Below are 19,755 nucleotides of genomic sequence, written 5' to 3'. Positions count from 1 at the left end.
CACCCTGCCCTAAACTCCAATCGATGAAATCCGTTGATATATTAAATCTCGATCTTCGATCCCTGGCCACTTTCATTGCCGTGCTGGACGAAAGCAGCGTCTCGAAAGCAGCCGTTCGCTTAGGCGTCAGCCAATCTGCCGTCAGCCACACCCTGGACCGCCTGCGCCTGGCGTTCGGCGACCCGCTGTTCGTGAAATCCGGGCGAGGCATTGTCCCCACCGAATACGCGCTGCGTACCGGTCCCCATATCCGCCACCTGCTGGACGACCTTCGCACCCTGCCCTCGGGCCCACCGTTTGACCCGGCCACCGCCGAGTTCACCTTCACCATTGCCGCCAACGACTACCAGCGGGACCTGCTGTTACCGGGCTTGGTGAAGATCCTGCGCGAACAGGCACCGGGCATTCATTTGCAGGTGATCCCCTCGGGCATTCCCAACCCCGACATGCTCAGAAAAGAAGCCTGCGATCTGGTGATCAGCCCCCACGCGCCGGAGGCCACTGACATCATGCAACGGGGTTTGATGGCCGATCGCATTGTGGTGTTCTACGACCCGGACATGCGAGAAGCACCGGTGGGCATGAACGATTACATGAAGGCTGACCACATCACGGTGTTGTTCTCCACCGGCGAAAAACCAGGTTTAGACAGTACGCTGGATACCCGTGGCGTTCAGCGCAGAAGCATGGTGACGGTCTCTAACTTCTCGGGCCTGCCCGAGCTATTGCGAGGCACCACCATGCTGGCCTCGGCCCCCGAACGCATGAGCAGCCAGCTGATGCGAGACTTCGCCTACGTGCCGCTGCCGTTCGAATACAACCCCTTCACCCTGCTGATGCTCTGGCACCGCCGACACCAGACGGACCCCGCTCACCGCTGGCTTCGCAACCAGGTAAACTCGGTCGCGGCCACCATGAATGGTTTGAACGACTAATCAATCAATTCCATTCATATATTAAATTAAAATCAGAGCGTTATTTTTTCGCGTTTATCCCCCTAGACTTCCGCTCCATACGTTCGCTGGCACTCCCCCAATAACGCCAAACACCAAAGCCGGAAGCAAGAATGCTCGCACTGACAAGTATCTGGACAACTATTTTATTGGCCGCAGCCGTTGCCCTCGCGCCAATGGCAATCGACATGTATTTGCCTGCATTTCCGCAAATCGGCAGCGACTTTGGTGCGAACACCGCGCAAGTTCAGTTAACACTGAGCATTTACATCGGCGGCTTTGCCTTGGCTCAGTTGATCTGCGGGCCATTGGCGGACCGCTTCGGGCGCAAACCCATCATGATTGGCGGCATGCTTTTGTTCGCTCTGGCGAGTATCGGCTGTGCGCTGGCCACAAACATCGAAACGTTGCAGCTATCCCGCTTTCTGCAAGCCTTGGGCGGCTCCGCGGGGCCGGTACTTGCCCGTGCCATTGTCAGAGACGTATACACCCCCCGAGACGCCGCCAAAATCCTCGCCATGCTGGCCGGCATGATGGCCCTGGCACCCGCCATAGCGCCCACATTGGGTGGTTTCATTGTTGCCATCTTCGATTGGCACTGGATCTTCATCGTCATGGCCGCCTACGCCCTGATCATGGCTGCCGTCATCGCCTTCGGCATCCCCGAACCGCTGCGACCAGAAAACCGCCAGCCGTTCCGCCTGTGCAGCCTATTGCGCAACTACCGGTTGGTCAGCACCGACCCCACTTTCATCGGCTACGCACTCACCAGCGCAGCCGTCTACGGCGGCCTGTTCGCTTACCTGTCGGGCTCAGCCTTCGTGCTGATCGAAGTGCTTGGCGTATCCCCCGAACACTTCGGCCTGTACAACGCCGTAACCGCCGCTGGCTACTTGGTCGGCAACATCGCTTCTATCCGCTTAGCGAGCCGATACACACCCGATCAAATACTGCGCTATGGCTTATTGGGCGGCCTTACCTCCGGAGCCATCATGACAACACTGGCCTATAGCCAGTTCTATAGCCCATGGGCCGTGGTACTGCCGCAAGCCGCTGTTATGGCCTCACTGGGCATGATCCTGCCCCAGAGCATGGCTGGAGCGCTGGCCAATTTCCCGAAAATGGCCGGCTCCGCCTCAGCCTTACTCGGCTTCACCCAAATGGCCGCAGCCGCAGCCGCTGGGGCCCTGGTCGGCCACCTCCACAATGGCACGCCCTTAGTCATGGCCACCATCATCACCGCCTGCGCGGCACTGGCCCTGTTCGCCTACCTGTTTCTTGTACAGCGGTACCCGGCGCAAGACTTTGAAGCGCAGAGTGCGAATTCGTAATGTCTAACTCCGTGCATGGTGCTCGGTCAGGGTAGGCCTTCCAAAAACCGCTCCTTCGGCCCCCCTCCGGGGTCCGGCCCGCAATCACAGATTGCGGTCGTTCAGCTTTCGCATGAAGCTTTGCTTCATATGCGCTCGGCTGAACCCATGTGACGCTTCTGCTCCGCCATCCATGGCTGCGCACATTTTTGGAAGGCCTACCCTGACCAAGCCCCTCAGACTATTGATATCCCCTCCAATGAATAACAAAGATGAAAACTCATCCGATTTAAGCTAAACAGGGTAAGTACACGAACTCAAAACCAAAAAGGGAGCAACACATGCCAACCAACGTAACTCTTGACGGAAACCCGATCGAACTCAGCGGCACCTTCCCAAGCGCCGGCGACAACGCCGCCCCCTTCACCCTGACCAGCAGCGGTCTGGAAGAAGTAAAACTCGACAACTGGGCTGGCAAACGCAAAATCCTGAACATCATTCCCAGCATCGACACCGGCGTCTGCGCCGCCAGTACCCGTAAATTCAACGAAAAAGCCGGCAACCTGGACAACACCGTCGTCCTGGTCGTCTCCGCCGACCTGCCCTTCGCAGCGTCCCGCTTCTGCGGCGCAGAGGGCCTAAACAACGTTGAAACCCTCTCAACATTCCGTAACTACAGCTTCCAGCAAGACTACGGCGTAGCCATCCAAAATGGCCCGCTGGCTGGCCTGTGTGCCCGTGCAGTGGTGGTACTGGACGAAAACGACAAAGTTATCCACAGCGAACTGGTGAGTGAAATCAAAAACGAGCCAGATTACGAAGCAGCGCTGAAAGTTCTCTAATCGATTGAGAACACCTGCACCCTAGCTCGCGCATCGGGGAATCAGACTCCGGTGCCGAGGCATCCGTGCGGGGAGGGCCTTCCAAAAATGTGCGTAGCCATGGATGGCGAAGCAGAAGCGTCACAAGGACGTGCCGAAGGAGCGGTTTTTGGAAGGCCCTCCCCGCACGGATGCATACACCATTAGCCAAACAGGCTTAATCCAATGGCATGCACCAACCCCATGACCTGTTAGAATCTGCGCCAAACACCCAACCGAAGGCCCCAAACCCAACGTGCAACAAGCCCTGCAAAACGCCTCCCTAGGCCGCCAGCTCTATCACATGACCTGGCCCATGCTGTTCGGCGTCCTCTCACTGATGACCTTCCAACTTACCGACAGCGCCTTCGTCGGCCAACTCGGCCGCGACCCACTCGCGGCACTGGGCTTCACCGTCCCCATGCAACAACTCGTCAGCGGCATGTACGTCGGCCTCGGCATCGCCACCACCGCCATAATCTCCCGCACCCTCGGCCAAGGTAACGACCAACGGGCACAACGCCTCGGCGGCCTCGTCATCGCTATTGGCGCCGGCCTCGCACTGACCCTATGCATCTCCGTATGGTTGCTGCAAAACGTCATACTCGACTTACTCGGCGCCGAACACACACTGCGCCCCGTCATCCGCGAATACTGGGCACCCTGGCTCACCTCCGCCTGGGTTGGCGCCATGGTCTACTTCAGCTACTCCATCAGCCGAGCCAACGGCGACACCCGATTGCCCGGCTACATGATGATTGCCACCAGCTTGCTCAACATCGCACTGGACGCCCTCTACATCTTCGTCTTCGGCTGGGGCCTGCCCGGAGCCGCCTGGGCTACCATCACCGCCTTCAGCATCGGCGGCCTCGTTATGTACCCGATGCTACTGAAACGTCAATGGCTGCGGTTCGACCTGCTCCAACTGCAATTACTCAAAGCGGCGAAACAACTGGGCAGCATCATGGCCCCTGCCATGGTCAGCCAACTCATGCCACCACTGGCCGCCATATTGGCAACTGCACTGGTGGCCGGATTCGGCTCCGCTGCGGTCGCTGCCTGGGGCCTGGGCACCCGGCTGGAGTTTTTCTCCATCGTCGTCGTACTGGCACTCACCATGTCCATGCCACCCATGGTCGGGCGCTTGCTTGGGGCAGGAGAGATCGTCCAGATCCGCAAACTGGTGCGCATTGCCGTGCGCTTTATCATCGGCTGGCAACTGTTCATCGGGCTGGTCTGGCTTGGGGCCTCGGGGGTGGTGTCCAACCTGTTCAGCTCCGACACCAACGTACAAGACGTACTGGTTAACTATCTGCTGCGCGTTCCCCTGAGCTACAGCGGTCTGGGCGTGTGCATTTTGATGGTATCCATCAACAACGCACTCGGCATGTCCATGCGAGCGCTTGTGATCTCGGTGCTCCGTCTATTTGGGTGCTACCTGCCCATGCTCTGGATCGGCTCCCAATTGGGCGGGCTGACCGGCCTGATGACCGGCGCACTGATCGGCAACCTGCTCGCCGGAATCATGGCATACAGCCTGTACCGCCAGGGCCAGAAAACCCTGGACCAACAACGCGCTCGCGACTGAACTCCCGAGAGTTGTTAGCGGCAGCCGTGTAAACCTGAGACCGCCAGATTACCGGTAGCTCATAAAGTCGTAATAGAAAAATATCTATTTATTTTCAATAACTTAGAATGACCAACGCTCGTCGACTCCGGGCAACATCCCGTTCACCGGTTGTCAAATAAATGCGCCTGTGCCAGCCTAAATATTGAGCTATATGGCTCAGTAGTTAAGCAATAACGTTTTACCTCGAGGTAAAGGTTGATGGAACACCTACCCCTTTAGCTCTGAATTCATGCAATTATTTTCAAGATGAGGATAAGGTTATGAATAACGACATTCTGGAAGGCAACTGGAAGCAGCTGAAAGGTAAAGTGCGCGAACAATGGGGTAAGCTGACCGATGACGATGTTGATGAAATCGGCGGCAAAAAAGACAACTTTATCGGCAAACTTCAGGAAAAATATGGCCTGAAGAAAGAAGAGGCCGAAGAAGAGTGGAACAAACTCTCCAGCTAATTATTTGTTCACACGGCTGACCCCAATACCGATGGCGCGTCCGCGCCATCGGTTGTTTTTTGTCTTCGCTTTCTACGCAAACCTCGCACGAAAACTTTCCGGCACCGGCGTTACTTCACGGGTGTTGTAATTGAAAAACACGAAACCGTACTTCGCCAGTGCAACCGGCTGACCGCTGTCGGCTTTGGTCACCCGGAACACGAAGTCGCCACCGTATTTATTGAAATCCATCAGCCCCACTTCAAACCGCAGCATGTCCGGATAGAACGATTCGCCCTGATACATGGTGGCGAGGTCGGTAACAATAATGCCATTACCGCTCGGGTCGGCTTCTTTGATGCCATTTGCCACGAGGAACTGCGCTCGAGCTTCTGACAGCATGGAAATGAGTGCATCGTTGCCCAAATGGTTAGCACCGTTAATATCGCTGATTCTAACGGGCAGCAGAGTTTCGAAGCTGAAGGCGTCGTCCGGGAATTCCAGTTTAATTCTTGCCACGGTGATGTCCTGTTTAACGATCGTTTTTGACGTGGACGCATCATACCCTTGCGCTTGTGACTTCTCATCTTACGTCGGTATCGGGTATCTTGGGTCTTGCCCTTGCGCTTTTGACTTGGGAGCGGGCAATGATTGGGGTGGGCTTTCCAAAAACCGCTCCTTCGGCACGTCCATGTGACGCTTCTGCTTCGCCATCCATGGCTGCGCACATTTTTGGAAAGCCCACCCCAATCATCGCTCGACTATTCGAGGCGCATCTGGAATAACAAAACAAGAGTGATCTATGAGCATTCGTCCTGCGGCCACTTTGGCTCTGACTCGTGATAGCGAGTACGGTATTGAAGTCCTCCTGCTGCAACGCACCTGGGAGGCGATCTTTCTGCCCGGTTATTTCGTCTTCCCCGGCGGCGCTGTGAATGTCGAAGAACCCGAATGCCGGGAACATGCCATCGGCGTAGACGACTCCGCTATTAGCCAGACCATGAGCTTGGTCGAAGGCGGCGGGGTGGATTACCTGCTGGCCGCTGTTCGAGAGTGCTTTGAAGAATCCGGCATTCTTCTGGCGCAGGACAAAACCGGAAAACAGATCGGGCCAGACCACCCCGTGCATGCCGAACGCGATGCACTGTTTCAGGAAACCGTATGCCTGGCAGAGCTTTGCGAAAAGTACGAGCTAACCTTGCCCCTGGACCATTTGGCCTACCTGAGCCACTGGGTGACACCGCCGGGACCGCCACGCCGGTTTGATACCCGCTTCTTTGTAGCCGCCGCCCCCGAAGGGCAGGTCGCCAGCCACGATGGCTCGGAAACCATTGATCACGTCTGGATCTCACCGGCGCAGGCATTGGCGGAACACAAAGCCGGGCAACGCCTGCTGGGGCTGCCCACCATCCGCACGCTGCGGGTGCTGTGCGACTTCGACACCACGGCAGAATTGATGCGATACGCCCATGCTAATCCGCCAGAACCCTTCCCGACTGACCCATGGCCAGCCATTCGCAAAGGCAAACCGGTCTTTCTTGAGCCGAACGCCCCGGCTTACGACGAAGCCGTAAAACTGGACCCGGAAGCAGCCGGTGCGGTACAGGCACAGATTACAGCGGGCGAACCGGTTGAAGTGGCCGCCGGAGTGGTGCGCTTGACCGCGCCGAACCCGGGGATGATGACCGGGCCCGGCACCAACACCTACATTTTGGGCTTTGACCGCTTTACCGTGCTTGACCCGGGCCCAGCCCATGAAGGTCATATCGAACGGATTCTGGAAATAACCGGCGGTGCGGTGGATCAGGTGGTGGTCACACACACTCACCACGACCACTCACCCGGCACCCGATTGTTGAAAGAGCGTACCAACTGCCGGGTGTTCGGCTGGCCAGCGCCGGAAGGTGCCGGGCAGGACACCGCATTCACCCCGGACGACATCCCGGAACACGGGGAATTGATTGCCACAGAAGCCGGTGTGCTGAAAGTTTTGCACACCCCCGGCCATGCCTCGAACCACTTGTGTTACCTGCTAACAGACCAGGACCTGCTGTTTTCCGGTGACCACATCATGCAAGGCTCGACCGTGGTCATTAATCCGCCGGACGGTGACATGAAGGCCTATGTGGAATCGCTGTACGAACTGTTGGAAGAGAAGATTCAGTTTATTGCCCCGGCACACGGGTTTCTGATGGGCCAGCCGGAAGCCGTAGTGGATTATCTGATTACTCACCGCCTATCCCGTGAGCATAAGGTGTTCCGCGCGCTGGAAGCGCTGGCTCCGGTTTCGCTGAAAGATCTGACGGCGAAGGCCTACGACGATGTGCCGACGGCCATCCACGGGCTGGCGGCCCGCTCTGCGCTGGCACATCTTCTGAAACTGGAAGCCGAGCACCGGGCCTACCAAAAAGAGGATCTTTGGCACACCGTTAGCCCGGCGTAACCGCTGGGCTACTTTTTCGCGATCACCCACACCGCATGAACAATGCCCGGAATGTAGCCGAGAATGGTCAGCAGGATGTTGATCCAGAAGTGCTTTCCGATACCCACCTGTAAAAACACACCCAGTGGCGGTAACAGAATCGCAATCAAAATACGCAAAAGGTCCATACAGTTCACTCCTTCGTCTCGGTATAACAGTCTTATCATTGCAAGATAGTTCAGTTATACACAATCAGCCGTGTGAATTCGGCCCGGAATCATGAAAGTGGCATTACAGCTTCTTCACAGCCGTATTCATTACTCGCTGCGAGCCCTATCCTAGGGCCGTTTGATCAAAGTACTCGAGGATTTATGCTGTTTCAACGTCATCTCAACCGCACCACCCCCACATGGTTCGCCTGTTTGGTTCTGTCCATGACATCTGCGGGTGCCGTGGCCGATAACCAAAACTCAGAGGCGGATTCCGAACCGCCGGTTCCTCTGGTCGCTCAGTTAGCGGAAGATGAAAGTGTTGAAGACGTGGTTCAATCCGAGCCCCGGCATGACACCAAAAACGCATCGTCAAAGGCCAAAAAACCCGCAACACCAGAAACAGCAAAGAGCGCTGAAGCGGAACCTGCTGCACCCAACCCCAAGCAGCCGCGAAAGATTGCGCCCAATGTGGATCTGAAAGAAGTGGCGCCCATGCCCGAGCCGGAACCCACTCCGGAAACTGCGCCGACTGATGCCGCCCCAACCGACACGGCGACATCCGAAGAGCCCATGGCCCCCGAAGAAAGCGAGCCCGGGGTGCCTGAAGCCGAGCCCATTCCTTCGGAAACTTTCTCCATACTGGGTAAGGAAGTGCTGCCCGGCACCTCGACCCGTCTGGCCTGGTCACCCAACATTCAAATTGCCGGGCTGTCCCAGATTACACCGGTTCTGGTGGTGAACGGTGCCCACGCAGGCCCCACCCTGTGCCTGACCGGCGCGATTCACGGCGATGAACTGAACGGCATCGAAATTGTACGGCGCGCCATGTACGACCTGGACCCCGCCAAACTGAGCGGACAGGTAGTCGGTGTTCCCATCGTCAACCTGACCGGTTTCCAGCAAGGCACCCGCTACCTGCCCGACCGTCGTGACCTGAACCGTTACTTCCCGGGCCGACCCGACGGTACTCTGGCCGATCGCATCGCGCACTCACTGTTCAACAGTGTCATCCGCCATTGCGACATGTTGGTGGACATCCACACCGGATCACTCAAACGGACCAACCTGCCGCAGCTGCGCGCCGATATGAATGACCCGGAGGTTGCCGAGTTCACCAAGGGCTTTGACCGCATGGCGGTTGTCCACAGCTCAGGCTCGGAAGGCATGCTGCGAACAGCCGCGGTCAACGCGGGCATCCGCGCAGTCACACTGGAAGCCGGCGAGTCGCTGCGCATTCAGGAACACCAGATCAAAGCAGGCGTAAACAGCCTCAACAGCCTGATGGAAAAGCACGGCATGATCTCCCGCATGTTTGTCTGGGGTGACCCACAGCCGGTGTACTACGATTCGTTGTGGATCCGTGCCCAGCACGGCGGCATTCTGTTCAGCGAAGTCGCCTTGGGGGATCGCGTGTCTGAAGGGGAAATCCTTGGTTACGTATCCGATCCTATTACCAACGAGCAATACCCGATTCGCTCGAATGCCAATGGCCGCGTGATCGGAATGGCGGTGGATCAAGTGGTGATGGCCGGCTTTGCGGCCTACCACATTGGTACGGAGGCAGAAGTTCCGGGAGAGTAGTATGCTAGGCGTTTAATGCACAACGCCTGAAGGATGACTACGTGGCTGCGGAAAACGCCGGCATCGTGCCCCGCACACCGGGGCTGGCCTATATCGGTTTAGTACTGACGCCCCTGTTCTGGGCCGGAAATGCGGTCATCGCGCGCGGAACGGTAGACAGCATTCCGCCGCTGTCCATGTCGTTCTGGCGCTGGGTGATCGCCCTGTGCATTCTGCTGCCTTTCGGCCTGCCCGGCGTCTGGCGCCACCGGCAGGTGATTCGCCAACACCTTGGCTCCATGCTGGCGTTGGCCACCTTCAGCGTGGCCGCGTTCAATTCGCTGCTGTACTACGCGGCACTGACCACCACCGCCACTAATATTGCTCTGATCAATTCCACCATTCCCATTTTCGTGGCCCTGCTGGCCTGGGTCCTGCTGGGCGACAAAACCCGTCCGCTACAGGCGCTGGGCATTGGTTTGGCCATTCTGGGTATTGTCACAGTGGTGGCGCAGGGCGACTTGTCGGTTCTGCTGAATCTGCAGGCGCAACCCGGTGATTTGATTATGGTGGCGGCGGTGGCCAGCTGGGGGCTGTTTTCGGTACTGCTGCGGCGCCAGGCCGTGCCATTGCCACCTCTGACGTTTCTCACCGCCCAGATTCTGTTGGGCAGCCTTGTGTTGTTCCCGTTCTACCTCGCCGATGTCTTGTTCTTTTCCGGCGGTTTCAGCTGGTCGGGCGACACCGCGCTGCCCCTGCTGTACTTCGCCATCTTCCCCGGCATTCTGGCCTACGGTTTCTGGAACTACGGCGTGCAGCAGATCGGCCCCGCCAAAGCAGCCATTTTCATGTATCTGGTGCCGGTGTTTGCCTCGGTTCTGGCCAGTGTGTTTCTGGATGAAGCGCTGGGCGCAGCGCATCTGATCGGCGGCGCCTTGATTCTGTCCGGGCTGCTGCTGGCCACGCGGGTAGGCCGGCGCACGCCGGTTTAGTCGGCCTTAACGCTGCGCCAAGGCCGACTCCACGCGGGCCAGCACCTGCTCTAACACGGCTCGCGGGCAACCAATATTCAGTCTCATAAAACCGCTGCCTGGGTCACCAAAGGTGATACCCGGGTTCATGCCCACGCCCGCTTGCTGCACAAAAAAGCGTTTCAGACCGGCATCGTCCAGCCCCAGGTCCCGGCAATCCAGCCACACCAGGTAGGTGCCTTCCGGCGCTGACACCCGAATTCCGGGCCACCGCTTGGCAACCTGTTCCAGCACAAAGTCCCGATTGCCCTGCAGATACCCCATCAGTTGATCCAGCCATTCGCCACCGTGGCGGTAACCGGCTTCAAAGCCCGCGACGCTGAACGGATTACACTGGGGCAAATGCAGAGAATCAAACACCGTTCTGATAGCGCGCCTGCGTTCAGCGTCTGGAATCACCAGCGCGGACAACCCCAGCCCGGGCATGTTAAAACTTTTACTCGGGGCTATGGCCGTTACCAAAGCATCCTGCTCCCCCGCTAGCCGGGCCAGCATGGTATGAGCGGGTTTGTCCGGGTACACCAAATCGCAATGGATCTCGTCGGTCAGCACCGTCAGTTGATGCCGGCGTGCGATCTCAAGCACCGCTTTTAATTCGTCTTCACTCCACACCCGGCCAACCGGATTGTGAGGCGAGCAAAACATCAGAATGCGGGCATCCGGCCGGGCGGCGCATTGCTCAAGGTGCTCCAGATCCATGCGGTATTGGCCGGTTTCCGCGTGTTGCACCAAGGGGTTTTCGATCACCACCCGACCAGTCTGCTGCACGGAACTGAAGAACGGTGGGTACACAGGCGGCTGAATGATGACGCCTTCACCGGGTGCGGCATAAGCCATGCAGGCAGCGTGCAGCGATGGCACCACACCCGGCGCCATCAGAATCCATTCTTTCTCGATCTGCCAGTTGTGGCGTTCGGCAAACCAATCAATGATGGATTGGTAAAGGCTGTCCGGAAAAATCGTATAACCGTACACCGGATGCTCCGCCCGGGCTTTCAAGGCTGCAGTTACCGCCTCGGGCGCGGCAAAATCCATATCCGCAACCCACACCGGAATCACATCGTCACGGCCGAACACCGCCTTACGCACATCAAATTTCACCGAGGCGGTGTTTTCTCGTTGTATCGGCTGGTCAAAATCCATAGCTACTGTCATTCCCCGTCAGCGTTACTAACCGCTACTTGTCGAAACCGTTGAGAATTGCGAACCTGCTGAGTTTTAACGCAGCCCGCACCGGAAAATTTATGATCGCGCAAATACTGGCCACTATGCTACCCGTATTCCTGATTGCAGGCTGCGGAGCTTTGTACGGACGTTACCGCACGCCGGATATTCAGGGCCTAAATGTGCTCAACATGGAACTGTTTGTGCCCATGTTGGTGTTTGCCGTACTGGCCGACCAGCAAGCGCCGCTGCAGGATTACGGCTGGCTGGCGCTGGCCGCGACCGTAGTGGTGCTGGGCTCGGGCATTATCCTGTACCCCTTAGCCCGGGTGCTGGATCTGAACCTGAAAACCTTCCTGCCGCCAATGATGTTCAACAACTCCGGCAACATGGGCATTCCGCTGCTGGTGCTGGCCTTTGGTGAAGCGGCGCTGCCGGCAGCCATCGTGTTGTTCATTGTGGAAATGCTGCTACATTTCTCCGTTGGCCTGTACATGCTGGACCCGCACACCTCCGTGCTGAAACGCCTGCGCCAGCCCATTGTCTTTGCCAGCATCGCCGGCCTTGCGGTGAATTTCAGCGGAATGGCATTGCCCAGCTGGCTGCTGGAGGCCCTGAACATGCTCGGCGGCGTGTGCATTCCGCTGATGCTGTTCGCTCTGGGTGTGCGCATGCTGGACGTAGATTTCAGCGACTGGAAGCTGGGTATCATTGGTGCCATCGCCTGCCCACTCAGCGGGCTTGTGCTGGCGTGGCCACTCATTGCAATGCTCGATCTTCCGGGCTTGCAGGTAGCCGCGCTCTGGGTATTTGCCGCCCTGCCTCCGGCGGTGCTGAACTACATGGTGGCAGAACAGTATCGCCAGGAACCCCACAAAGTCGCCTCGCTGGTGCTGATCAGCAATCTGGGCAGCCTGGTGGTGATGCCGATCGTACTGGGTCTGGTGTTTGCGGCAGGTTACCTCTAGGCAACTTGCAACAACCTGTTTTATGGCCGATGGTTAGAGTTAAGCGTGCTGATTTCAAAACCGATACGGAGGTCTTCTCTTGAGCGTTCTGCTTCTTGTTCTCAGTGCTTTGGTGCTGATTTACTTCAGCATAGGCGGGAAAACCGCGGCGATTGTTATGTCGGCAGCCACCTTGGTTGGCGTGGCGCAAGACGACTGGCATATTCTTAGCTTTTTAATCGGTGGTATGTTACTGGCGCTCGCTTTGTTGGTGGTTCTGCCCAGCGAGTTGCGCCGTGAAAAACTCAGCCGCCCTTTACTCGGTTGGGTACGGGGCCGTTTGCCCAAGCTTTCCTCCACTGAAGAAGAAGCCCTGAAATCCGGCTCGGTAGACTGGGATGGCGAACTGTTTTCCGGCAAACCGGAATGGAACAAGCTGCTGGATGCGGCCCCGGCGCGTCTTTCCAGTGAAGAACAAGCCTTCCTCGACGGCCCGGTGGAAGAACTCTGCAAGATGCTGGATGACTGGCAGATCACCCATGAAAACTACGATCTTCCGGAAGAGGTCTGGTCGTTTATTCGCAAAAACGGCTTTTTTGGCCTGGTGATTCCCAAGGAAGACGGCGGCAAGGGCTTCTCTAACACCGCCCATTCCGAAATCGTCATGAAAATTTCCACCCGCAGTGTCTCGGCCGCGGTAACCGTGATGGTGCCTAACTCTCTGGGCCCGGGCGAGTTGCTGATGCACTACGGCACCGAAGACCAGAAACAACATTACCTGCCCCGCCTCGCCGGCGGCGATGAGATTCCCTGCTTTGCCCTGACCTCGCCCATTGCGGGTTCTGATGCCGGAGCCATCCCGGATAAAGGCATCGTCTGCAAAGGGCAGTGGAACGGCGAAGAAGTGCTGGGCCTGAAGGTCACCTGGAACAAGCGCTACATCACGCTGGCCCCGGTTGCCACCCTGATAGGCCTTGCCATCAAGGTTTATGACCCGGAAAACCTGCTCGGCGAACAAGACGAAATCGGCGTGACCTGTGTGCTGGTGCCCCGGGATACCGAGGGCGTGAATGCCGGTACACGTCACTTGCCCATGAACACCGTGTTTATGAACGGGCCTACCTGGGGCACCGAAGTGTTCATTCCGATGGAACAGGTCATTGGCGGCCAGGACATGCTCGGCAAAGGCTGGACCATGTTGCTGGAATGCCTGTCCATCGGCCGCTCGATCTCACTTCCGGCCCTGGGCACCGGTGCCGGAAAACTGGCCAGCCTGGCCACCGGTTCTTACGCCCTGACCCGGGAACAATTTGGCCGCACCATCAGCCAGTTTGAGGGCGTTCAGGAAGCGCTGGAGCCCATCGCTGGCTACACCTACATGATGGATGCCGCGCGCCTGCTCACCGCGGGTATGCTTGACCGCGGCGTGCGCCCAGCGGTGCCTTCGGCGGTCTTGAAATACCGCAACACCGACCTGATGCGCGAAGTCATTAACCACGCCATGGACATTGTGGCAGGCCGAGGTGTGATCACCGGCCCCCGTAACTTCCTGGCTCGCGCCTATCAAGCGGTGCCGATCGGCATCACGGTAGAGGGTGCGAACATTCTGACCCGCAGTCTGATGATCTTCGGCCAGGGCTCTATTCGCTGCCATCCGTTCATCGTGGACGAAATCGAAGCCGCCGGTATGGACGATCAAGAAGCGGCCACCAAGAAGTTTGACGATATTTTCTACAGCCATCTGGCGCACACCACCCGTAACTCGTTGCGGGCCTTCGTGCTGGGCTTAACAAAAGGCTTGCTGGAAGCCGCACCCAGACAGGGCGATATCCAAGGTTATTACCGCCAGCTTGGCCGGTTCTCGGCCGCCTTCGCCATGATGACCGACGTAACACTGCTGACAGTAGGCGGTGGCCTGAAAGCCCGGCAACGGCTGTCTGGTCGCATGGCCGACTGTCTGGTGCAATTGTATTACGCCACCGCCGTGATCAAGCAATGGCACGAAGAAGGCTACCCGGAAGATCAGCGCGATCTGGTGGAATGGAGCCTGCAAACCTGCCTGCACGATCTGCAGAACTCCATGCGCGAAGCCATCATCAACTTCCCGGTTCCCGCGCTGCGCTGGCCGCTGCGGATCTTGGTCTTCCCGCTTGGTGCGACCGGTCTGAACGGCCCGGATGACAAACTCGGCGCAAAAGTGGCCGCCACCATCGTGGACGACACGCCTGTGCGCCAGCGGGTGAGCAGAGGTACCTTCACCACTCAGGACCCGAACGACCCGTTAGGGCGTGTGCTGAACGCTTACCGGCTGGCCAACGAAACCCACGACATGCGCCAGCGCCTGCACGAAGCCATCCGCAACCGTAATGAAGATGAGTTGGATGGTATTGCTCTGTTGATGGGCCACCAACGCAAAGAGCTGGTGGACTGGGCCTGTGCTCAGGGCATAGTAACGGCCGACGAGTGCCCGAAACTGGAGGAGGCGCTGACTGCGCTGTACGACGTGATACGCGTTGATGCGTTTGAGCCTGACGGCCTGAAGTCTCTGGCCAAGACCGCCAAAGGTAAACGCAAAGTGGTCGAGCGGCCCAAGAAAAAACACTAACCCTTGAGTGAGGGGCGTTCACTCGCCCCTCAGCCCTCCCCGAATCGCCTCATCAACCAGCCAACGCCGTAGCGTTTGAATCCCCCGCTCCCGCCGACGACTCGTCTTCCAGGCAAAGTAGAATTTATCACCGGTCACCACCGCATGGGCCGGCAGCCGCACGAAGTCTTCCGAGTCTTTCCGGGTACTGAGCATGTAATCGTTGGTCAGGGCAATGCCCTGATTAAAACGTGCCGCTTCCAAGGCCAACAACATATGGCTGAAGTGCTGAACCCGGGTGCCCCCGGGCAGAGATTGATCCACCGCGCGAAACCACGCGGCCCAATCGCCGGCCGGTCTGTTGAAAATGCTGTGCGTCGATAACAAAGGAAATTGAGCAATTTGCTCCGGCGAAATAACCAACTCACTCCGGGCATCGGGCTCTGTGTCCCAGCCCATTTCACGCCGTATCCGCTGCCAATAATCCTGACTGCACACCGGGAACAGGCGCTCTGTGTACAGATGCTCGTAACTGTAGGCCGGCGCCGAGGTGTAAATGGTGATGAAACAATCGGCGACCCGATCCGACAAAACCGGGTTCTGGCTGCTCATTTCCAGCGCCAAATCGATCTGTGGGTGCAATCGCTGCAAATCCGGCAAGCGCGGCACCAACCAGCGCACCGCGAAGGAGCTGAACACCGACAACCGCAACCTCGATTCTTCATGGCCCAACAACTGCTCACTGGCCCGCTCGATCTGCAGCAACGCCGAACCAATGGCATCAAAATACTGACGGCCTTCGTCCGTCAACGTTACCACCCGCCCGGAACGCCAGAACAACGGTTCACCGAGATAGGTTTCCAGCTGTTTGATCTGGTGGCTGACGGCACTTTGGGTGATCGACAACTCCTCGGCAGCCGCGGAAAAACTGGTCAGCCGGGCAACCGCTTCAAACACCGGTAAGGCTCTTAGGGGAGGTAGTCTCATCTATCTAAATTTCTAATAGTGGCTAAATAATCATCATTTTATCGGATAGTAAATCACAGATAGACTTGTGTTCACAGTTCACCGAGGCATTCGCCTCATCATCACAATTCAACGGGTAAAAAAGGGGGGATTGAATGTCAGGCAAAACCGTTAATAGCGCTATCTTGTTACTGGTCATCGGCAACGCTATGGCGATCCTCTCCGATATTTTTATCAAAACATTGGAGCCAGGCGGATCCCCGTTTCAGTTCGCGTTTTTGCGCATCGTGATCACCCTGGTGTTCTTGTTACCGCTGATTGGCAAACTGAACCGTGATCATCTGTTCAGCGGTTTCGGCATACACGCGCTCCGGGCGCACGTGCATCTGGCCGGTATCCTGGTGATGGTCATCGCCTTGACCAACCTGCCTCTGGCCACCGCGAACGCGTTGTTTTATGCCGCGCCGATCATGGTGATGGCGTTGTCTGCGATCTTGTTCAGTGAAAAGCTCACGCGCTTGAGCATGGCCGCCGTGGTCAGCGGGTTTGTCGGCATCATCGTTATCTTGCGGCCGGTGGAATTCAACTGGGCCGCCATTGCGGCACTGGTGTCGGCTTTGACGCTGGCCATCAACGCTGTGCTGGTGCGCAAGCTGCCCCAGGAACAAAGCACGGTGCACAAGCTGTTTTTGAACTACCTGCTGATCATCCCAGCGGCCGGAGCTCTGGCACTTTGGGAAGGCGCCGAATGGCACCCGGAAATGTTGATCAGTGCCGCCGGTTCGGCATTCTTTATTCTGGGCTACAACATCGCGGTGTTGCTGGCCTACCATCAGGTGGATGCCAATCAGGTAACCAGTGCCGAATACACCGGCCTGATCTGGGCGGTTGCGATTGGCTGGATATGGTTTGGCGAAGTCCCCGACGCGTGGTTCATTGTCGGCAGCTTGATGATCATTGTGCCGTTGGTGCTGATCGGCCTGCGCAACCGTAAGCGTTCACCGGCTCGGGGCTTTAACCCCGCGCCGCGAGATCGCGAGTGTTCGGTTAGCGACCAAGCGCCTCAGCGTTCTGAGGAGAGCTGCTCTTTCAAGCAGGATTCAATCGCAAACGTATGATCGCACTGGTCACCCAGCTCGCGGAGTGATTCGGCCAGCCTAAGCAAGTAATCAGTGTTGGGGCCACTGGGCCCCAATGCTTGCGCAATCTGCCGGGCAATATCCGCGGGCGGGGCTTCGCCCAGAAACGCTTCATTATCTTCTGTTGCGATGTACACCAAGCCTTCCGCTTGCCCACCGTCGTCGAAGGTCATGGTGGTGCTGAACCGCAGATAGCCGTTCTTTTCCCGCACATCCAGATGTTCAAACACGCTCGGTGCTACCCGAAACGCCATGCCCTTGCAGACCGCTCCGGGCTGCTCGATCAAGGTGACTACCCGGCCCGGGGCTTCCGGCGTACCTCGATGATCGTGAGAACCTTGCCAGAACCGGCGCGCCCAACCTCGAATGGTGGCAGGCTTTTGCTCCAGAAAGGGAAAATCGACCTTGTAAATCAAAGACCCATAACCAAACAACCACACCGAATCGATGCCCTCGAAATTCTGGCGGGTACGATTGTGGTCAATGGTATTGGCGGCCATGCTTATCCTCGTGTCTTAACATCCAACGCAGTGTCTCAGGCAACCTGGGTGCTGGCAATAAAACCGGCAATACCGGTCAGCACGATTTCAGCGGCCATCGCCGACAAGATCAAACCACTGATTTTCGACATGATGTTCAGGCCGGTTTTCCCCAGCGCCTTCTCCAGATAGCTCGACAGCCGCAGCAATACGCCCAGAAAGAACAGGCTGGTCACAAGCCCCAGCAGGCCACCGACCACTTCCGGTACCTCTTTGAGTTCGGCACCGTAAACCAGAATCGCACCGATGGTCGCCGGGCCGATCATCACCGGAATTGCCAGCGGGACCACCGCAACGTCTTCACGATCTTCGTCTGGCAGGCTGGTCGCGTGATTCCGCGTACCGCTGGTGACCAAACTGATGGCGGTCAGGAACAGCAAAGCACCCGCGCCAATGCGGAACGAGTTCAGAGTAATGCCAATGGCGTTAAACAGCAGCGGCCCGGCAAAGAACAAAATAAGGCCCAGAATCAGTGCTGAAATACAGGCGCGACGAATGATCGACGCTTTCTCCGACGCGGGTAACCCCCGGGTCAGCGCCAGAAACATAGTCACCACGAAGAAGGGTGCAATCAGGAACCAAAAGCGGATGGTACTGCTGAGGTAGGTGGAGAAAAGCGTTTCGAGCATCCAAGGAAATCCGGCAGAGAATTGTTCCGGTAAGGATAGCGCTTAGCTCCGAATTCTGCCGTAAGGAAGTGAACCTATTTCCCGCCCATCAGGCACTTAACGCTTGATGGACGGCTTGCGCGGTTTCTTGGGTTTTGCTGGCCGCCCCTTTGGGCCCGCAGGATTACGCCCGCCCCCTTTTGGGCCATCTCCCGGCTTGCCACCGGGTCTTCCGGGCCGCTTACCCGGCCCCGGACCTTTACCTCGGCCCTTTCCAGAACCTTTTCCGGGCGCACCACCCGCGCCCTTCCCACCCCGGCCAGCGGCCGGTCGCCCTCCGGGCTTGGCACCCGGACGCGGCGGTTTTCCGCCAGCTCCCGAACGGGCAGGCTTCTTCTTGGGTTTGCTCGATGCGGGCTCGGTCGCTTCCGACGAAGAATCCCGCACGGCATCCAACAACGTGGTGAGCTCTTTCTCGGTCAAATCCCGCCATGCTCCCACCGGCAAACCACTGAGGTTCACGTTCATGATCCGCACCCGCTCCAAGCGGGTCACTTCATAACCGAAGTGCTCCGCCATGCGGCGAATCTGCCGGTTTAACCCTTGCACCAAGGTGATACGGAAAACAAAGCGAGAGATTTGCTCAACCGGGCAAGGCTTGGTGACGGTGCCGAGAATCGGCACACCACTGCTCATGCCTTTGACAAATTCTTTCGTCACCGGTTTATCCACCGTGACGATGTATTCCTTGGAATGGTTATTACCCGCGCGCAGAATCTTGTTGACCAGATCGCCGTTGCTGGTCAGAAAAATCAGACCTTGAGAATCTTTATCCAGCCGGCCAATCGGGAAGATCCGCTCGCTGTGGCCCACAAAGCGGACAATGTTGTCGCGTTCTGCGCTGTCGGTCGTGCTCACCACACCCACGGGTTTGTTCAGCGCGATAAAAATCAGATCGTCTTCGTCCCGCGGCTCCACCACCCGGCCATTAACCTTCACGGTATCGCCCGGCATCACCTGATCACCCACTTGTGCACGGCGCCCGTTGATGTGGACGTTGCCTTGCTCAATGTAGCGATCCGCATCCCGCCGGGAGCACATCCCGCTTTCGCTGATGTATTTGTTCAAACGGGTGGATGTTTTGGTGGCCATGGTGTCCTGCGGGAGATGGTAGTGAAATCGATATGAAAGGTGCGCTCGGCACAGAGGGCATCATCCCATCGAGATGCGGGCACGGCAACCGCCCAAGGCAGTTCGTCCGGAGACAGCGGCGAATAGATATAGAACAAACACCATAGTTAGACCAAATGATTACGCAATTTCACTAATATTTTTCACAAAATCTTCATAATTCGCTGCTAGAATAGAGCGCTTTTTTGTAGCTCGCTAATTGTCAGCG

The 19,755-nt window shown here is 57.6% G+C and carries 18 protein-coding genes; 11 read left to right on the top strand and 7 right to left on the bottom strand.

The genetic code is table 11. The features are described 5' to 3' along the window. Nucleotides 1-23: 23 nt before the first annotated feature. From MWU64_RS05265 to MWU64_RS05245, 5 genes are all read left to right on the top strand, one after another. Nucleotides 24-935, top strand: coding sequence for a LysR family transcriptional regulator (locus MWU64_RS05265; protein WP_247062133.1), 912 nt, complete (start codon nucleotides 24-26; stop codon nucleotides 933-935). A gap of 131 nt (nucleotides 936-1,066) precedes the next feature. Continuing rightward, nucleotides 1,067-2,284, top strand: a complete 1,218-nt coding sequence (locus MWU64_RS05260; protein WP_247062131.1) for a Bcr/CflA family multidrug efflux MFS transporter — start codon at nucleotides 1,067-1,069, stop codon at nucleotides 2,282-2,284. Between the two features lie 320 nt (nucleotides 2,285-2,604). After that, nucleotides 2,605-3,105 carry a thiol peroxidase gene (tpx, locus tag MWU64_RS05255; protein WP_247062130.1) on the top strand — a complete coding sequence of 167 codons (501 nt, stop codon included), beginning with the start codon at nucleotides 2,605-2,607 and terminating at the stop codon, nucleotides 3,103-3,105. A 274-nt stretch (nucleotides 3,106-3,379) separates the two neighbouring features. Then, nucleotides 3,380-4,711: an MATE family efflux transporter gene (locus tag MWU64_RS05250; protein WP_247062128.1), complete on the top strand. Its 1,332-nt coding sequence runs from the start codon at nucleotides 3,380-3,382 to the stop codon at nucleotides 4,709-4,711. A gap of 302 nt (nucleotides 4,712-5,013) precedes the next feature. Next, the gene (locus tag MWU64_RS05245) at nucleotides 5,014-5,205 is read left to right on the top strand and encodes a CsbD family protein (protein ID WP_133007034.1); all 192 of its coding nucleotides are present in this window, start codon (nucleotides 5,014-5,016) and stop codon (nucleotides 5,203-5,205) included. A 72-nt stretch (nucleotides 5,206-5,277) separates the two neighbouring features. Here the strand turns inward: MWU64_RS05245 and MWU64_RS05240 are convergent, their stop codons facing one another. Continuing rightward, nucleotides 5,278-5,703 carry a thioesterase family protein gene (locus MWU64_RS05240; RefSeq protein ID WP_247062126.1) on the bottom strand — a complete coding sequence of 142 codons (426 nt, stop codon included), beginning with the start codon at nucleotides 5,701-5,703 and terminating at the stop codon, nucleotides 5,278-5,280. A gap of 283 nt (nucleotides 5,704-5,986) precedes the next feature. Between MWU64_RS05240 and MWU64_RS05235 the strand changes: the two genes are divergently transcribed. Beyond that, nucleotides 5,987-7,627: an MBL fold metallo-hydrolase gene (locus MWU64_RS05235; RefSeq protein WP_247062124.1), complete on the top strand. Its 1,641-nt coding sequence runs from the start codon at nucleotides 5,987-5,989 to the stop codon at nucleotides 7,625-7,627. Between the two features lie 8 nt (nucleotides 7,628-7,635). Here MWU64_RS05235 and MWU64_RS05230 read toward each other — a convergent pair whose 3' ends face one another. Next, nucleotides 7,636-7,794, bottom strand: coding sequence for a YqaE/Pmp3 family membrane protein (locus MWU64_RS05230; RefSeq protein ID WP_004581060.1), 159 nt, complete (start codon nucleotides 7,792-7,794; stop codon nucleotides 7,636-7,638). A 183-nt stretch (nucleotides 7,795-7,977) separates the two neighbouring features. On the opposite strand from MWU64_RS05230, the gene MWU64_RS05225 reads away from it, so the two are divergent. Beyond that, nucleotides 7,978-9,399 carry a succinylglutamate desuccinylase/aspartoacylase family protein gene (locus MWU64_RS05225; RefSeq protein WP_247062122.1) on the top strand — a complete coding sequence of 474 codons (1,422 nt, stop codon included), beginning with the start codon at nucleotides 7,978-7,980 and terminating at the stop codon, nucleotides 9,397-9,399. 41 nt (nucleotides 9,400-9,440) lie between these two features. Further along, the gene (locus MWU64_RS05220) at nucleotides 9,441-10,370 is read left to right on the top strand and encodes a DMT family transporter (RefSeq protein WP_247062121.1); all 930 of its coding nucleotides are present in this window, start codon (nucleotides 9,441-9,443) and stop codon (nucleotides 10,368-10,370) included. A 6-nt stretch (nucleotides 10,371-10,376) separates the two neighbouring features. On the opposite strand, the gene MWU64_RS05215 is transcribed toward MWU64_RS05220, so the two are convergent. After that, a complete protein-coding gene (locus MWU64_RS05215; protein WP_247062120.1) occupies nucleotides 10,377-11,552 on the bottom strand; it encodes a pyridoxal phosphate-dependent aminotransferase in 1,176 nt (391 codons plus the stop codon). A gap of 101 nt (nucleotides 11,553-11,653) precedes the next feature. Between MWU64_RS05215 and MWU64_RS05210 the strand changes: the two genes are divergently transcribed. Continuing rightward, entirely contained in the window at nucleotides 11,654-12,541 is an 888-nt protein-coding gene (locus MWU64_RS05210) for an AEC family transporter (protein ID WP_247062119.1), read from the top strand. 79 nt (nucleotides 12,542-12,620) lie between these two features. After that, entirely contained in the window at nucleotides 12,621-15,125 is a 2,505-nt protein-coding gene (locus MWU64_RS05205) for an acyl-CoA dehydrogenase (RefSeq protein WP_247062118.1), read from the top strand. Between the two features lie 18 nt (nucleotides 15,126-15,143). On the opposite strand, the gene MWU64_RS05200 is transcribed toward MWU64_RS05205, so the two are convergent. After that, nucleotides 15,144-16,091, bottom strand: coding sequence for a LysR substrate-binding domain-containing protein (locus MWU64_RS05200; protein WP_247062117.1), 948 nt, complete (start codon nucleotides 16,089-16,091; stop codon nucleotides 15,144-15,146). Nucleotides 16,092-16,225: 134 nt separating this feature from the next. Here MWU64_RS05200 and MWU64_RS05195 point away from each other — a divergent pair, with 134 nt between their 5' ends. Beyond that, complete coding sequence (locus tag MWU64_RS05195; protein WP_247062114.1) at nucleotides 16,226-17,188, top strand: DMT family transporter; 963 nt, start codon at nucleotides 16,226-16,228, stop codon at nucleotides 17,186-17,188. Here the strand turns inward: MWU64_RS05195 and MWU64_RS05190 are convergent. From MWU64_RS05190 to rluF, 3 genes are all read right to left on the bottom strand, one after another. Further along, nucleotides 17,134-17,709: a gamma-glutamylcyclotransferase gene (locus tag MWU64_RS05190; protein ID WP_114335201.1), complete on the bottom strand. Its 576-nt coding sequence runs from the start codon at nucleotides 17,707-17,709 to the stop codon at nucleotides 17,134-17,136. The two genes, MWU64_RS05195 and MWU64_RS05190, sit on opposite strands and share 55 nt — an antisense overlap. Before the next feature lie 35 nt (nucleotides 17,710-17,744). Next, a complete protein-coding gene (locus MWU64_RS05185) occupies nucleotides 17,745-18,377 on the bottom strand; it encodes a MarC family protein (RefSeq protein WP_114335199.1) in 633 nt (210 codons plus the stop codon). 96 nt (nucleotides 18,378-18,473) lie between these two features. Further along, nucleotides 18,474-19,508: a 23S rRNA pseudouridine(2604) synthase RluF gene (gene rluF / locus MWU64_RS05180; protein WP_247062112.1), complete on the bottom strand. Its 1,035-nt coding sequence runs from the start codon at nucleotides 19,506-19,508 to the stop codon at nucleotides 18,474-18,476. Nucleotides 19,509-19,755: the final 247 nt, after the last annotated feature.

Source organism: Marinobacter sp. S0848L (genome assembly GCF_023016065.1).
In the GTDB taxonomy this organism is placed as follows: domain Bacteria; phylum Pseudomonadota; class Gammaproteobacteria; order Pseudomonadales; family Oleiphilaceae; genus Marinobacter.
The sequence above is the reverse complement of the archived record's forward strand: the minus strand, read 5'-3'. Positions and strand labels throughout refer to the sequence as shown.

Bases quoted from the DNA above. Each gene is read 5' to 3' on its own strand.
- MWU64_RS05265 (WP_247062133.1), top strand. From the start codon at position 24: ATGAAATCCGTTGATATATTAAATCTCGATCTTCGATCCCTGGCCACT.
- MWU64_RS05260 (WP_247062131.1), top strand. From the start codon at position 1,067: ATGCTCGCACTGACAAGTATCTGGACAACTATTTTATTGGCCGCAGCC.
- tpx (WP_247062130.1), top strand. From the start codon at position 2,605: ATGCCAACCAACGTAACTCTTGACGGAAACCCGATCGAACTCAGCGGC.
- MWU64_RS05245 (WP_133007034.1), top strand. From the start codon at position 5,014: ATGAATAACGACATTCTGGAAGGCAACTGGAAGCAGCTGAAAGGTAAA.
- MWU64_RS05235 (WP_247062124.1), top strand. From the start codon at position 5,987: ATGAGCATTCGTCCTGCGGCCACTTTGGCTCTGACTCGTGATAGCGAG.
- MWU64_RS05230 (WP_004581060.1), bottom strand. From the start codon at position 7,794: ATGGACCTTTTGCGTATTTTGATTGCGATTCTGTTACCGCCACTGGGT.
- MWU64_RS05225 (WP_247062122.1), top strand. From the start codon at position 7,978: ATGCTGTTTCAACGTCATCTCAACCGCACCACCCCCACATGGTTCGCC.
- MWU64_RS05215 (WP_247062120.1), bottom strand. From the start codon at position 11,552: ATGGATTTTGACCAGCCGATACAACGAGAAAACACCGCCTCGGTGAAA.
- MWU64_RS05210 (WP_247062119.1), top strand. From the start codon at position 11,654: ATGATCGCGCAAATACTGGCCACTATGCTACCCGTATTCCTGATTGCA.
- MWU64_RS05200 (WP_247062117.1), bottom strand. From the start codon at position 16,091: ATGAGACTACCTCCCCTAAGAGCCTTACCGGTGTTTGAAGCGGTTGCC.
- MWU64_RS05195 (WP_247062114.1), top strand. From the start codon at position 16,226: ATGTCAGGCAAAACCGTTAATAGCGCTATCTTGTTACTGGTCATCGGC.
- MWU64_RS05190 (WP_114335201.1), bottom strand. From the start codon at position 17,709: ATGGCCGCCAATACCATTGACCACAATCGTACCCGCCAGAATTTCGAG.
- MWU64_RS05185 (WP_114335199.1), bottom strand. From the start codon at position 18,377: ATGCTCGAAACGCTTTTCTCCACCTACCTCAGCAGTACCATCCGCTTT.
- rluF (WP_247062112.1), bottom strand. From the start codon at position 19,508: ATGGCCACCAAAACATCCACCCGTTTGAACAAATACATCAGCGAAAGC.